Source organism: Rhodococcus sp. 06-418-5 (assembly GCF_002258285.1).
Taxonomy (GTDB): domain Bacteria; phylum Actinomycetota; class Actinomycetes; order Mycobacteriales; family Mycobacteriaceae; genus Rhodococcoides.
Genome location: NZ_NOYE01000039.1, coordinates 1 through 14,135 on the forward strand (window position 1 = coordinate 1; position 14,135 = coordinate 14,135).

At 66.4% G+C, this 14,135-nt stretch carries 14 protein-coding genes; 10 read left to right on the forward strand and 4 right to left on the reverse strand.

All coding sequences use genetic code 11. The annotated features are described in order from the left end of the window. Window positions 1-402 (forward strand): CbtA family protein (locus CH274_RS28630; RefSeq protein ID WP_143546657.1); only part of this gene is annotated, 402 nt, incomplete at its 5' end. A 185-nt stretch (window positions 403-587) separates the two neighbouring features. On the opposite strand, the gene CH274_RS28635 is transcribed toward CH274_RS28630, so the two are convergent. Further along, the gene (locus CH274_RS28635) at window positions 588-1,148 is read right to left on the reverse strand and encodes a gluconokinase (protein ID WP_032397181.1); all 561 of its coding nucleotides are present in this window, start codon (window positions 1,146-1,148) and stop codon (window positions 588-590) included. Between the two features lie 80 nt (window positions 1,149-1,228). Here CH274_RS28635 and CH274_RS28640 point away from each other — a divergent pair, with 80 nt between their 5' ends. Continuing rightward, window positions 1,229-1,972, forward strand: a complete 744-nt coding sequence (locus CH274_RS28640) for a FadR/GntR family transcriptional regulator (RefSeq protein WP_032397182.1) — start codon at window positions 1,229-1,231, stop codon at window positions 1,970-1,972. A gap of 59 nt (window positions 1,973-2,031) precedes the next feature. Then, complete coding sequence (gene otsB, locus CH274_RS28645) at window positions 2,032-4,584, forward strand: trehalose-phosphatase (protein ID WP_094659638.1); 2,553 nt, start codon at window positions 2,032-2,034, stop codon at window positions 4,582-4,584. A 171-nt stretch (window positions 4,585-4,755) separates the two neighbouring features. On the opposite strand, the gene CH274_RS28650 is transcribed toward otsB, so the two are convergent. Continuing rightward, entirely contained in the window at window positions 4,756-5,862 is a 1,107-nt protein-coding gene (locus CH274_RS28650; protein WP_032397184.1) for a LacI family DNA-binding transcriptional regulator, read from the reverse strand. A 141-nt stretch (window positions 5,863-6,003) separates the two neighbouring features. On the opposite strand from CH274_RS28650, the gene CH274_RS28655 reads away from it, so the two are divergent. Genes CH274_RS28655 through CH274_RS28680 form a run of 6 tightly spaced genes read left to right on the forward strand, consistent with a single transcriptional unit; the run spans window position 6,004 to window position 11,029 of the window. Continuing rightward, complete coding sequence (locus CH274_RS28655) at window positions 6,004-7,053, forward strand: metal ABC transporter solute-binding protein, Zn/Mn family (protein WP_094659639.1); 1,050 nt, start codon at window positions 6,004-6,006, stop codon at window positions 7,051-7,053. Window positions 7,054-7,101: 48 nt separating this feature from the next. Continuing rightward, window positions 7,102-7,935, forward strand: a complete 834-nt coding sequence (locus tag CH274_RS28660) for a metal ABC transporter ATP-binding protein (RefSeq protein WP_032397185.1) — start codon at window positions 7,102-7,104, stop codon at window positions 7,933-7,935. Further along, a complete protein-coding gene (locus CH274_RS28665) occupies window positions 7,932-8,810 on the forward strand; it encodes a metal ABC transporter permease (protein WP_032397186.1) in 879 nt (292 codons plus the stop codon). Before CH274_RS28660 ends, CH274_RS28665 begins: the two co-directional genes overlap by 4 nt. A gap of 1 nt (window position 8,811) precedes the next feature. Continuing rightward, window positions 8,812-9,579 carry a LamB/YcsF family protein gene (locus CH274_RS28670; protein ID WP_094659640.1) on the forward strand — a complete coding sequence of 256 codons (768 nt, stop codon included), beginning with the start codon at window positions 8,812-8,814 and terminating at the stop codon, window positions 9,577-9,579. Next, window positions 9,576-10,178 carry a 5-oxoprolinase subunit PxpB gene (gene pxpB / locus CH274_RS28675; protein ID WP_094659641.1) on the forward strand — a complete coding sequence of 201 codons (603 nt, stop codon included), beginning with the start codon at window positions 9,576-9,578 and terminating at the stop codon, window positions 10,176-10,178. Before CH274_RS28670 ends, pxpB begins: the two co-directional genes overlap by 4 nt. Then, entirely contained in the window at window positions 10,175-11,029 is an 855-nt protein-coding gene (locus CH274_RS28680) for a biotin-dependent carboxyltransferase family protein (protein ID WP_094659642.1), read from the forward strand. The genes pxpB and CH274_RS28680 overlap by 4 nt, the downstream gene beginning before the upstream one ends. Here the strand turns inward: CH274_RS28680 and CH274_RS28685 are convergent. Together CH274_RS28685 and shiA are read right to left on the reverse strand one after the other, a co-directional pair. Then, window positions 11,019-11,855, reverse strand: a complete 837-nt coding sequence (locus tag CH274_RS28685) for a shikimate dehydrogenase family protein (RefSeq protein WP_094628446.1) — start codon at window positions 11,853-11,855, stop codon at window positions 11,019-11,021. The two genes, CH274_RS28680 and CH274_RS28685, sit on opposite strands and share 11 nt — an antisense overlap. After that, complete coding sequence (gene shiA / locus CH274_RS28690; RefSeq protein ID WP_230596973.1) at window positions 11,852-13,216, reverse strand: shikimate transporter; 1,365 nt, start codon at window positions 13,214-13,216, stop codon at window positions 11,852-11,854. Before shiA ends, CH274_RS28685 begins: the two co-directional genes overlap by 4 nt. Before the next feature lie 144 nt (window positions 13,217-13,360). Between shiA and CH274_RS28695 the strand changes: the two genes are divergently transcribed. After that, window positions 13,361-14,134: an IclR family transcriptional regulator domain-containing protein gene (locus tag CH274_RS28695; RefSeq protein ID WP_052050010.1), complete on the forward strand. Its 774-nt coding sequence runs from the start codon at window positions 13,361-13,363 to the stop codon at window positions 14,132-14,134. Window position 14,135 lies beyond the last annotated feature (1 nt).

Genomic DNA, 14,135 nt, shown 5'->3' on the forward strand with positions numbered 1-14,135 from the left:
ATCGAAGCGGTGCCGTTCTTCAAGTACCCGGCCAACCCGCCCGCGGTCGGCGATCCGGAGACCATCACCCAGCGCACCTGGCTGTGGTTGGCGACCGTGATTCTCGGTCTGCTGGCCGTCGCGATCGGGATCTACATCGCCAAGGCGGTCGCATCGCAGCATTCGGTGGCGATCCGCGTCGGCGCACCGCTGCTCGCGTTCCTGGTGATCGTCGGCATCGGGTACGCACTGTTGCCCGGTGTGAACGAGGTCGGCTCGGACTTCCCCGCCACCCTGCTCTGGGAATTCCGACTGTCGTCCCTGGCCACCCAGGCGACCCTGTGGCTGACTCTGGGACTGGCATTCGCGTTCCTCACCGACCGCGCAGTACGCCCGATCCGCCGCGAGGCCGTCGTGGCGTAGCCCGGTTCTGCGTCAATGGACCATTGCACCGTTCAGACGTCTGCAAAGTGCCATTGACGCAGTGTGGCCGGCCCGGTCGGCCGGGGTGAATGGACCATTGCACCGCTCAGACGTATGCAATGGTCCATTCACGCGTCCAGGGGTGAGCGGTCCTTGGCTGGGCGGCAGTTGCCCCAGTCGGTTTCTCAGTGACTCTCCGACATCCCGGCCCGCGTCTCGAGTTCGACGAGGATGCGCTCGGCGATCTTGGTCGGGGGCGGACCGATGTCGACGACGATGGCGTTCTCGTCGTCACCCAGCGGCTCGAGGGTCGAGATCTGGGTGTCGAGCAGCGACGACGGCATGAAGTGGTCCATCCGCGCGTTGAGGCGACCACTGATCCGATCCTTCGTTCCGGCCAGGTGCACGAAGATCACTTCCGCCCCCTCCCTCGACCCGGCCGCCAGCACGTCCCGATACGTCCGCTTGAGCGCCGAGCACGTCACGATCCCCGATCGCCCCGTGGTGGTGTGATCGGTGATCCATTCCGCGATCACGTCCAGCCACGGCCATCTGTCCTCGTCGGTCAGCGGCTGACCCGACGCCATCTTGGCCACGTTGGCGTCCGGGTGCAGGTCGTCGCCCTCCTGCAGGTCCCATTTCAGTGCACCTGCGAGGATGCCCGCGACCGTGGACTTGCCCGATCCGGACACTCCCATCACCACGAGTACCGGATGATGTGCTCTACCTGTCGTCTGCGATGCCATCCCTCGATACTGCTCCATCGCGCCCGCCTGGATCGGACAGACGCGAGAAACCGGGCAACCCGTGGGACGATCGACCGGACATGAGCGAGACCAACGACTTCCGCCAACTGCACGATTCGGTGCTCGACGAGCTCGGGCGCGACATCGTCAGCGGCGCGATCCCGAGCGGGACCCGAATCTCGGCAGACGACGTCGCCGTGCGGTTCACCGTGTCGCGGACCGTCGTGCGGGAAGTCGTGCGCGTTCTCGAGTCGCTGGGGTTGCTCACGGTGCGTCGTCGCGTCGGAATCACCGTGCAGGGCTCGGAGAACTGGAACTCACTCGACCCGGTGGTGATCCGCTGGCAACTGGCCGGACCGGCTCGCGCCGAACAGTTGCTACTGCTCAGCGAATTACGTTCGGGGATCGAACCTTTGGCAGCCAAGCTGGCCGCCCACCGAGCGACACCCGAGCAATGCGGGGCGTTGACCGCCGCCGTCATCGGAATGTCGTCGACGTCGAGAGCAGCCGACTCCGAGGCCTACCTCGAACACGACTGCAATTTTCATCGCACGTTGCTCGCGGCGTCGGGCAATCCGATGTTGCGATCGATGTCCGACATCGTGGTCGAGGTACTCGCCGGACGTACCCGCCATGCCCTGATGTCGAGGCAGGCCGACCCGGAGGCAATTCGACTGCACGGGGTGGTCGCCTCGTCGATCCAGTCCGGTGACGCCGACGCCGCACAGCGAGCCATGTTGGCCATCGTCACCAAGTCAGCTGCATCGATGTCGGCGGCCTCGGGTGTGACGCCGTCGCCCGGTCTGGTGCCCGACCAGCAGTGATACACCGAGCGCACAAAGCCAGGTACGCCGAGGCGGGGTTCATCGCCTAGATTCGACGGGTGACTGCTCTCGAATTGCCGCTCGAACTTCGCCGCGCACTCGTTGGAGTAGCTCGGACTCCGCGTCTGCTAGTCGCGTCCGATTACGACGGCACCATGGCGCCGATCGTCTCCGACCCGCAGAAGGCGTTCCCACACCCCGAGTCGGTCAGCGCCATGCGCGGGCTCGCTTCCCTGGCCGGAACCAACGCCGCCGTCATCTCCGGACGCGCCCTGCGTGATCTCGCGATCCTCTCGCGGCTGCCGTCCGAGGTGCAGCTGGTGGGCAGCCACGGCAGCGAGTTCGACGCCGGGTTCGTCAACGCCATCGACGACAACGCAAAGAAGCTCCTCACCGTCATCACCGGCGAACTGCAGGCCATCGCCGACGCCCATCCAGGCGTGAGTATCGAGACCAAGCCGGCCAGCGTCGCGTTGCACGTCCGCAACGCCGAGACCGCCGCAGGCGACGAGGCCCTCGCGGCCGTGCGATCCGGCGCGGCTGCGCGGGACGGGGTGCAGGTCACCGAGGGCAAGTCCGTCATCGAGTTGGCGGTCATCGTCACCGACAAGGGCGTCGCGCTCGACATTCTTCGCCACCAGGAAGCCGCTACTGCCGCAGTCTTTTTCGGCGACGACGTCACGGACGAGAAGGCGTTCGGACACCTGCACGGACCGGACATCGGCGTCAAGATCGGGCCGGGAGACACCCTGGCGGAGTTCCGCATCGACAGCACCGAGCAGGTCGCGCTCGCCCTGGCGTTTCTGCTCGAAGAGCGACGCCAGTGGCTCTCGGGAGCCGACGCCCCGCGTATCGAGCGACTGACGATGTTGGCCAGCCCCAATGCCGTTGCACTGCTGACCCCCGACGCCGACGTCACCTGGCTGTGTCATCCCGAACCCGATTCGGCGGCGGTGTTCGCGCACCTGCTCGGCGGCGATCAGGCCGGTCACTTCAGCGTCGGGCCCACCCGTACATCGTTGCCGCTGAGCCAGCAATACGTGGACGGCACGATGACGGTGCAGACCAAGTGGGCCAGCCTGCAGGTCACCGACTACCTGCCGCACGACGTCGGCCAGGGTCAGACCGCTCTGACCCGCGTCATCACCGGCAAGGCCACCGCCGTGGTCACGTTCGCGCCGCGTCCGGAATTCGGAAAGGCGTGGGCCTCACTCGAACCCGATGTCGACGGTCTGCGCGTTCTCGGTACCGCGGATCCGATGGTGCTGCGTAGCCCCGGCGTCGTCTGGAACATCGTCTCTGATGGATCCCAGCAAACCGCACACGCCGAGGTCGATCCCTCCAACGGACCCATCGTTCTCGAATTGCGGCTCGGAACGGATGATCTGAGCGAGCACCCGTGGGCCGAGGTGGAGCGTCGTCGGGCATCGGAGGCGTACTGGAAGGACTGGGCCGACGGCCTGGATCTGCCGCCGCTCAAGCGCGATCTGATGAAGCGATCGGCACTGACTCTGCGCGGCCTGGTGCACGCCGAGTCCGGTTCCATCATGGCGGCCGCCACCACTTCGCTACCCGAAGATATCGGCGGAGTACGCAACTGGGACTACCGCTACTGCTGGCTGCGCGACGCGGCGTTGACGGCGGCAGCACTGGTCGACGTCGGCTCGACGGCCGAGGCCGAGAACTACCTGTCCTGGATCCACGGAGTACTCGAGTCGGTGTCGGGTCCCGAACGCCTGCACCCGCTGTACACCATCTGGGGCCTCGGCCTGCCACCCGAGGCCGTCATCGACGAGCTGCCCGGTTACGCCGGTTCGCGTCCGGTACGGGTGGGAAATGCTGCCAACCAACAGGTTCAGCTCGACGTGTTCGGCCCCATCGTCGAACTGGTGTCCGCCCTCGCCCACGCACGCAAGGCCGCAGGATCGGAACACGTTCTCTCCGAAGATGACTGGGAACTCGTCCGCGCCATGGTCGAAGCCGTCGAACGTCGCTGGTTCGAACCCGACCACGGTATCTGGGAGATCCGCGACAACCCCCGCCACCACGTCTACTCCAAGGTGATGGGCTGGATCACCGTCGATCGCGCCATCCGACTCGCCGAAACATTCGGCCGTGCGACGGAACCCGGCTGGGCACCTCTGCGCGAGACCATCCGAGAGCAAGTACTCGCCAACGGCTGGAACGAGGAGGTGCAGTCCTTCACCGCCGCGTACGACGGCACCGACCTCGACGCCGCGACCCTGTTCATCGGGCTGTCCGGACTGATCGACCCGGCCGACCCGCGCTTCGCGGCCACCGTCACCGCCACCGAAGCCGAACTGCGCAGCGGCTCGACCGTCTACCGCTACCGCCACGACGACGGACTCCCCGGCGGCGAAGGCGGCTTCCACCTGTGCGCGGCCTGGCTGGTGGAGGCATACCTTCTGGTGGGACAGCGCGCCGAAGCCGAAGCCCTGTTCGCCCAACTCGTCAGCGCCGCAGGCCCCACCGGACTGCTCAGTGAGGAATACGACCCCATCGCCGAACGATCCCTCGGCAACCATCCGCAGGCCTACAGTCACCTCGGTCTGCTGCGCTGCGCGAGATTGCTCAGCGCCCAGCCTGCTTGACCTCCGCCCCGCCGCACCGCTCCGCGTCAATGGACCATTGCATACGTCTGAGCCGTGCAATGGTCCATTCACCCACGGGGCTCCGCTGCGTGAATGGCACATTGCATACGTCTGAGGCGTGCAATGGTGCATTGACGCGAAGGCGAGCGGAGCGAGCGGCGGCGGCGAAGGTCAGGCGATTGCGGGCGGTTGTTCCGGCGGCGGTCCAGCGGTTCGGCCGCGGAAGAGTTCGGTCGGCAGGGTTTCGGCGGCGACGATGCCCGAGTGCGAGGACGAGAGCACCAGTTTGCCCGCTCGACGGCCTTTTTCCTCGGCGTCCTGGCGCACGGTGGTGAGGTTCTCGCGGATGGCGTCGGAGATGCCGTCGAATCCGGTGACCGAGAGTTGGCTCGGCACATCGATTCCGGAGACTCTGGCGAAGTTGAGTGCGCCGAGGGCGATCACGTCGGTGGTGCAGAGCAGCGCGGTGGTTTCGCGGTTTGCCTGGAGGGCTTGGGCGGCGGCGGAGTGGCCGGAGCGCACGGTGTGGTCGAAGCGTTCGACGACGGTGAGGATGTCCGGGTCGAGTCCGGCGTCGATCATGGCGGCTTGGACTCCGGCGATGCGTTCACGCTGGACGTGGAAGTGACTGTCTGCCAACCGTCCCGGGGGTACGACGCCGTCGCGACGGTCGCGTCCGAGCCGCATGCACAGGACGGCGAGGTGCTCGTGTCCCTGTGAGATCAGATGTGCGGCAAGCATTTTCATTGCGCCCCGGTCGTCGATGGCGACGAGGGCGGCTTCGGGGATGTTGCGGGGTTGGTCGCAGACGACGATCGGCAGATGACGTTCGCGAACCGCAGCGAGGTACGGGTCGTCGTCGGCGACGGAGTAGACGACGAACCCGTCGACTCCGGCCTGTTGCACGACGGCGGCGGCCTGCACGTCGTCGCGTTCGGCACCGGCGGGGATGAGCAGTAGTCCCTGCCCGGCGGCCTCGCAGGATTCGGCGAGTCCGGCGAGGAAGCTCATCGCGGCGGGGTCGCGGAAGGAATAGCTCAGCGCCTCGGTGAGGAGCAGTCCGATGGCGCCGGCCTTGCGGGTGCGCAGTGATCGCGCGACCGGGTCGGGGCCCGCGTAGCCGCGACGCTTGGCGGCCTGGAGGACGCGTTCGCGAAGTTCAGGGGAGAGCTGATCGGGTCGGTTGTAGGCGTTCGAGACGGTGGTGCGCGATACCTTCAGCTCGGCTGCGATCGACGCCAACGTCGCTTGACGTCGCGGTTCGCTCGACCTGGCCATAACCGGGACGTTAGTCCCACAACGCACCGCAGAGAAACTCGAGGTCGCCTTCGTCCGATTCGAACAAAGGCCAATCGAACGCTAGAGTACAACGGTAACGGTTTCCATTAGCGTCAAGCCTTGCCCTTCAGGAGTACATCGATGTCGTCCATCCGTCGCGCGTCCCGGACCAAACTCACGGCCGCACTCGGCCTGACCTGCGCCGCAGCCCTCACGCTCAGCGCATGCAGCTCAACCGACTCCGCGAGCACCGAGTCTGCCCCGGCCACCCCCGTCGACGGACCGATCACGATCGTCGCGTCGACGAACGTCTGGGGAAGCGTCGCGGAGGCAGTGGCGGGCAACCTGGCCACAGTGACCTCGCTCATCTCCGATCCCTCAGCCGATCCGCACTCCTACGAGGCCAGCCCGGCCGACGCCGCTGCCGTCGCCGAGGCGTCGCTCGTGGTCTACAACGGCGGCGGCTACGACCAGTTCATCGAGGACATCCTCGGATCCGAGGGCAAGGACGTGCCGTCGGTCGATGCGTACACCCTGCTCGACGAGAGCCACGATCACGAGTCCGAGCCCACCTCCGGCGACGCGACGGCCGAAGCAGAGGCAGAGGCAGAGGCAGAGGCAGAGGCAGAGGCAGCGGACGATCACGGCCATTCGCACGGCGAGGTCAACGAACACGTCTGGTACAACGCCGAGGTCGTAGCGCACACCGCCGAGGAGATCGCCGACAAGCTCGGTCAGCTCGACCCCGACAACGCTGCCCAGTACACCGCCAACGCCGAAACGTTCCACGAGCAAGTACACGGCATCACCGACGTGACGGCGAAGATCGCCGCCGATCACCCGGGCGCACCGGTGGCGCAGACCGAGCCGATCGCGCACTACCTGATCGAGGAATCCGAACTCGACGATCGCACTCCCGAGGACTTCAAGGACTCCATCGAGGAGGGCAACGACCCGTCGCCCGCTTCGATCGCCGCGACGCGTGATCTGTTCACCTCGAAGTCCGTCCGCGCTCTGATCTACAACATCCAGACCGAAGATGCTGTGACGCAGGATATTCGCTCCACGAGCGAGGCCGCGGGCATCCCCGTCGTCGAGGTCACCGAGACTCTGCCCGCCGGGATGACGTACATCGAGTGGCAGACCAAGGCAGCGACGGATCTGCAGGCCGCCCTCGCAACGGCCCCTTGAGCCGATCCGACTCCTGATCTCGGACCGGCTGATGGAAAGCTGTAGTACATGCCTGCTGTAGAACTGCGCGATGCCGGACTGGCGTTCGGCGAGCGCACGCTGTGGCAGAACCTGGACCTGACGGTCGAGAAAGGCGAGTTCGTCGCCGTTCTCGGCCCCAACGGATCGGGCAAGACGTCTCTGCTGAAAGTGCTGCTCGGTCAGAATCACCTCACATCCGGCACGGCCGCGATCGACGGCAATCCCGTCCGTCGCGGCCAGTCGGGCGTCGGCTACGTGCCCCAGCAACGAAACATCGACGACGATCTCCCCCTGCGCGGACGCGATCTCGTCGGGCTCGGCTGGGACGGTCATCGGTGGGGCATGGGCCTGCGCGGCATGCGGCAGCGCAAGGAGACGGTGCAGCGCGCGATCGATCAGGTCGACGCCAACTCCTTCGCCGGTGCGCCGGTCGGCTCGATGTCCGGCGGTGAACAGCAGCGGCTGCGCATCGCCCAGGCACTCGTCGGCGATCCGTCGGTCCTGCTGTGCGACGAACCCCTGCTCAGCCTCGACCTCGCCAACCAATCTCTGGTCTCGAGCCTCATCGATCGTCGACGACGGGAGCACGACACCGCAGTGCTGTTCGTGACCCACGAGATCAACCCGATCCTGCCGCTCGTCGATCGCATCGTCTACATCGTCGACGGCCGGTTCCGTATCGGAACGCCGGAGGAAGTCATGACCACCGAGGTGCTCTCCGAGCTCTACGGCACCGAGGTCGAGGTACTGAAAGTTCGCGGCCGGCTCATCGTCGTCGGCACCGGCGACTCGATCGACGCGCTCGGCTCGGCAGGAGCCCACCATCCACCCGTGCCGCACGACAGAGAAGACAAGGCATGAACGAGAAGGTTCTCGACGCATTCTCGAAGATGCTCGACTTCGACACCACCGCCAATCTGCTGACCTACGACTTCGTCCAGCAGGCACTGCTCGCCGCCGCGATCCTCGGATTGCTCGCAGGCGCACTCGGTCCGCTGATCGTCAGCCGCCAATGGGCGTTCGCGGTGCACGGATCGAGTGAGCTCTCGCTCACCGGTGCCTCCGCGGCACTGCTCGTGGGCATCACCGTCGGCCTCGGAGCCATCGTCGGGTCCGTGGTCGCGGCGGTCATGTTCGCCCTGCTCGGCAGCAAGGCCCGCGACCGCGACTCGGTCATCGGCGTGATCATGTCCTTCGGTCTCGGCCTGTCGGTGCTGTTCATCTGGCTCTACCCGGGCCGAACCGGCACCAGCTTCTCGCTGCTCATCGGACAGATCGTCGGCGTCGGACAGAGCGGTATTCAGCTCCTGCTGGTGTGCGCGGTCCTGGTGTTGATCGTCCTCACCGTGGTCTACCGTCCGCTGCTGTTCGCCAGCACCGACCCCGAGGTGGCGCTGGCCCGCGGCGTCCCCGTCCGCGCACTCTCGGTGGTGTTCGCCGTGCTCGTCGGTGTCGCCTGTGCGCTCGGTGTGCAGATCGTCGGCGCGCTGCTGGTGCTCTCGCTGCTCATCACCCCGGCCGCTGCCGCCGCCCGGGTGACGGCAAGCCCGCTGAAGGCGACGCTGCTGTCGATCGTCTTCGCCGAGATCGCCGCCGTCGGCGGCATCCTGCTCTCCCTTGCTCCCGGCCTGCCGGTCTCGACGTTCGTCACCACCATCTCCTTCGTGATCTACCTCGTGTGCCGCGCGATCGGCGGAACCCGCAAGGCCAATTCCGGACGACTGGTCGCCGCCTAGGATGTCGAGGGTGTCCATCGACCTCAACGCCGATCTCGGCGAGAGCTACGGTGCGTGGACTCTCGGCGACGACGACGCGATGCTCGCCCTGGTCTCGAGTGCCAACGTTGCGTGCGGCTTCCATGCCGGTGATCCCACCACTCTGCTGCGGACGTGCCGCTCGGCCGCGACAGCGGCGGTACGAATCGGAGCGCAGGTGGGCTACCACGACCTCGCCGGGTTCGGCAGGCGCTTTCTCGACGTCTCCCCCGCCGATCTCACCGCCGACGTGATCTATCAGATCGGCGCACTCGACGGCCTCGCTCGAGCCTCCGGTTCGGCCGTCGCCTACGTCAAACCGCACGGTGCGCTGTACAACGCGATCGTGCACCACCGCGGCCAGGCCAAGGCCGTGGTCGACGCCGTCGCCGCCTACGACGCGACATTGCCGGTGCTCGGCCTGCCCGGCTCGGTGTTCCTCGAGGAAGCTGAACGAGCCGGACTCCGAACTGTCACAGAGGCTTTCGCCGACCGCGCCTACACCCCGCAGGGGGCGCTCGTCTCGCGCTCGGAACCCGGTGCCGTACTGTCCGATCCCGACGCCGTCGCCCAGCGCGTGTTGACCATGATCACCGACGGCACCGCCGTTGCCGTGGACGGCTCGACCATCGACGTCCGGGCGGAGTCGATCTGTCTGCACGGCGACTCCCCCGGCGCGGTCGTGATGGCCGCGGCCGTATCGAACCTGTTGCGCGCCAACGGTATCGACATCTCCGCATTCGTCCGATGAGGATTCACCCGGCCGGTGAGGACGCACTGCTGGTCGAATTCGACGGGCTTGACGAGACGATGGCGTACTACCGCTCTCTGACGACCGACCCACCCGCGGCGGTCGTGGATCTGGTACCAGCCGCACGCACGGTCCTGGTGATGTTCGACGGGCCGAAGCAGCCGGTTCTGGACTGGATCGCGGCCACCGAACCCGCAGTCACGACCACAGACGACCGGTCCGACACCGTGACGATCTCGGTGTTCTACGACGGCGAGGACCTCGACGAGGTTGCCCGACTGACCGGCCTGTCCACCGCCGACGTCGTTGCCGCCCATGTCGATCAGACGTGGACCGTCGCGTTCGGCGGTTTCGCACCCGGCTTCGGCTACCTCGTCGGCACCGATGCACGACTGCATGTTCCGCGGCGCACGTCGCCGCGCACCAGCGTTCCGGCCGGTTCGGTGGGCCTAGCGGGTGAGTTCTCGGGCATCTATCCGCGCTCCTCCCCCGGCGGGTGGCAACTGATCGGACGCACCGACGCTCGGTTGTGGGATCTCGACCGCGATCCACCCGCGCTGCTGCGGCCCGGCACCATCGTCCGATTCGAGCAGGCATGAGAGCCCTGACCGTTCTGCAGACGGGACCACTGTGCACCGTCCAGGATCGCGGACGACCCGGATTCGCGTCGATCGGCGTCGGTCGCTCGGGTGCCGCAGACCGACTCTCGCACGATGCCGCGAACCGATTGGTGGGCAACGACTCCGACGCCGCCACACTGGAAGCGACCTTCGGTGGCCTGAAGGTCCGCGCCGAGTTCGACGCTCTCGTGGCCGTCACCGGGGCGCACGTGATCTGCCGCGTGGACGGCACAGAGCAGGGACTGTTCTCGACCATCACCCTCAGAGCCGGACAGACACTGGAATTGTCCGCGCCCACATGGGGTCTGCGCAGCTACGTTGCCGTGCGGGGTGGGATCGACGTTCCTACCGTCCTCGGCAGTCGGTCGACGGACACGATGTCCGGCATCGGCCCGGCCCTTCTCTCTCCTGGCGATGTTCTGAACGTCGGTAACGGCAGCGCCGAATGGCCTGCTGCAGATTTCGTGCCGCCGCCCACGCTCCACGAGACCTTGCACGTGAGGTTCGGGCCGCGTGACGGCTGGTTCACCGAGCACGCCTCGAAGACGCTGGTGCAGCAGCTGTGGACGGTCACACCGGACACCGATCGCGTCGGGATCAGGCTCGACGGATCCGAGCCCCTGGCCCGCGCAATCGACGGTGAGTTGTCCAGTGAGGGAATGGTTCTCGGGTCTCTGCAGGTTCCCCCGTCAGGGAAGCCCGTGCTGTTTCTCGCCGACCATCCCGTCACAGGCGGGTATCCGGTGATCGCCGTCGTCACCGCAGCCGACGTGTCCGTGGCCGCGCAGTTGACCCCCGGCACTCTGGTGCGCTTCCGCGCTATCGGTTGATTCCGGCAGCGGCGGGACAGATTTCACGAATGCTGCGTCGCAATGCATCGGACATCCGGTCGGGCAGTCCGAGCGGCCGAACCATGGCATCGGCCTGGTGGAACAGGTGCGTCCATCCGTCGATCAGCTCGATGTCTCGATCGGCGGCGTAGGACTCGGCGGCGTTGCGCATGTCGGCGTAGACGAAGTCGTACACCGTTGCCGTCGGTGCCAGTTCACCTGCGCCCCAGGCGAGCTGATCCTCCGAGCCGTCTCGTCCGATGGGCGTCGCGTTGATCACCAGGTCGTAGGAGCCCAGATCCACTGCTCGATCCGACCAGTCGACGACCGCGACGGAACCGTCGTACCCGTCGAGTTCGGCGACGAGAGCCGCCGCTGCACGACGGTCGACATCCGAGACCACCAGCCTGTCGATGCGGGCGTGCAAGGCGAATGCCGCAGCATGCGCGGCACCACCGGCTCCGAGCAGAAGTACCGATCCGAAGGTACGTCCCGCAGTCGCGGCTCGGACCGCCGCGATGTCGGTGTTCATGGCGAACAGCGCACCCGAACGCAGGAACAGCAGATTCGCCACCCCCGAGACCGTCACATCCGGATCGGCCTCGTCGGCAACCGTTGCGGCCCAGTGCTTCCAAGGCATCGTCACGTTCGCAGCATCGGTGCGGCCGCCCCGGAGAGCCTTCTCGACGTCGGGTAGGCCGGCGGCGTCGACGACCTCCCAGGCGTCGTAACTGGACGAGACCTCGGCGATCTCGAACGCACGCGTCCACAGCGCGGGTGACATCGCGGTGGACGCGTGCGAACCGACCAGGGTCAGCGAGCTCATACCGACTTCGAGACACGCTCTGCAACAACACCTTCTGCTGCAGGGGCCTGTACGGAGACGGACGTGACGTCGGAGGAACCCATGTTCTTCATCAGCGCTGCGACCACGGCCGAGATGATGCATCCCAGGGCCAGGTACGCCGCGACGTAGTGCCAGGAGCCGTCGTTCCAGCTCACCAGAGCGGCCGCGATGAACGGGGTGAAGCCACCGGCGATCGCGCTGGCGACCTGATAGCCCACACCGGCACCGCTGTAGCGCAGTTCCGGGCCGAACATCTCGGTGAACAGGGGCTGCTGCACCGAGACCACCATGTCGTGCGAGACGTTGACCAGGATGACGGCGAGGATCACGATGGCGACCACCGATGCCGCTTGCAGGGAGAGGAAGAACGGCACGGCAGCCAGTGCGCCCACGACGGCACCGGTGACGAAGATCGGCTTGCGGCCGAAGCGGTCGGCGACCGCCGCGTAGGCCGGGATGCTGAGGATGCCGATGGCACCGACCAGCAGCGCGACGTTGAGCATGAACTGGCGCTCGTAGCCCAGTTCGTTGACGGTGTAGCTGAGCGCGAAGGTGGTGACGATGTACATGGTGAACAGCTCGGCCATGCGCAGCGCGATGATCTTGAGGAACGAACCGGGGTGCTCGGTGATCGCCTGGATGACCGGCAGCTTCTTCTTCTCACCGCTCTCCTCGACTGCCTGCTCGAACACGGGCGATTCCTCGACACCGGATCGGATCCACAGGCCGAACAGTACGAGCACCGCGCTGGCCAGGAACGGTACGCGCCAGCCCCAGCTGGTGAATGCGTCGTCGCTGAGCAGGTTGCTCATGATGGTGACCGCGCCGGTGGCGAGGATGAGGCCGACGGAGTAGCCGACCTGGACGCCACTGCTGTAGAACGCCTTCTTCTTCGCCGGCGCACTCTCGACGGCCATCAGCGATGCTCCGCCCCATTCGCCGCCGACGGCGAAGCCCTGAATCGCGCGCAGCAGCACCAGCAGCAGCGGCGCGAACCAGCCGATGGACTCGAAGTTGGGAACCAGACCGATCAGGGCCGTTGCGACGCCCATCAGCAACATGGTCCAGATCAGCATCCGCTTGCGTCCGAGGCGGTCACCGAAGTGGCCGAAGAAGATTCCGCCGAGGGGCCGGAAGAGGAAACCGACACCGAAGGTCGCGAACGCGGCCATCACGCCCACTGCGGGCGAGACGCTCGGAAAGAACTGGGAGTTGAACACCAGCGCGGCGATGATGCCGTACAGCAGGAAGTCGTACCACTCGACCACGGCACCGACGAAGCTGCCGATGGCAGCTTTCCGTGCTCTGGATCCGTCCGCGACTGCGACGTCAACGTTCACTTGTCGGCCCTTCGATTTTGTGCGCATCGCGCACAGTTGTTTGTTATTCGCACAACTGTAACCAGAGGCAGCTCTTGTGGTCAAGACCACAAGCACGGAGCGGTGTGATGCAGCGCGATCAGGGCGATGAGGCAGACTCGAACCATGACGGCCGAGATCGCCCCCGACGACCAACGCCCCGCCTGGTTCGTGCAGTCACTCGAACGAGGCCTGAGCGTGCTGCAGTGCTTCGACGACGCACATCCCGCCCGCACTCTGACCGAGGTCGCCGGGGCCGTCGGAGTCACTCGAGCTACGGCCCGCCGACTGCTGCTGACGCTGGCCGAACTGGGATTCGTCCGCCAGGACGGCCGTCGGTTCACCCTCACCCCACGAGTGATGAACCTGGGCTTCACGTTCCTGTCCGGAATGGACCTGCCGCGTTTGGCCGAACCCCACATCGAAACGCTCGCACGTCAATTGGGCGAAACGACTTCGGTGGCGATCCTCGACGGATTCGACATCGTCTACGTCGCGCGCGTTCCGTCGTCGCGCATGCTGCGGGTCGTCATCACATTGGGCACTCGATTCCCCGCGCACGCAACGTCTTCGGGTCGAGTGCTGCTCGCAGCGCTGCCCGAGAGCGAGCTGGAGCGTTACTTCGCCGACGCGCCCATCGAAGCCCTCACCCCGCGCACGCTCGTCGATCGAGACGCACTACGTGCCGAGATCGACCGAGTGCGCGCAGCCGGGTGGTCCGAGGTGGTCGACGAACTGGATGTCGGAATGCGTGCTGCTGCAGTGCCTTTGCGGAACAGCAACGGCACCGTCGTGGCCGCGCTGAACACGTCACTGCACGCGAGGAATTACACCGACACCGACATGGTCCAGACCGTGATCCCGGCGATGCACGACACCGCCGCCCGCATCAGAACCTAGG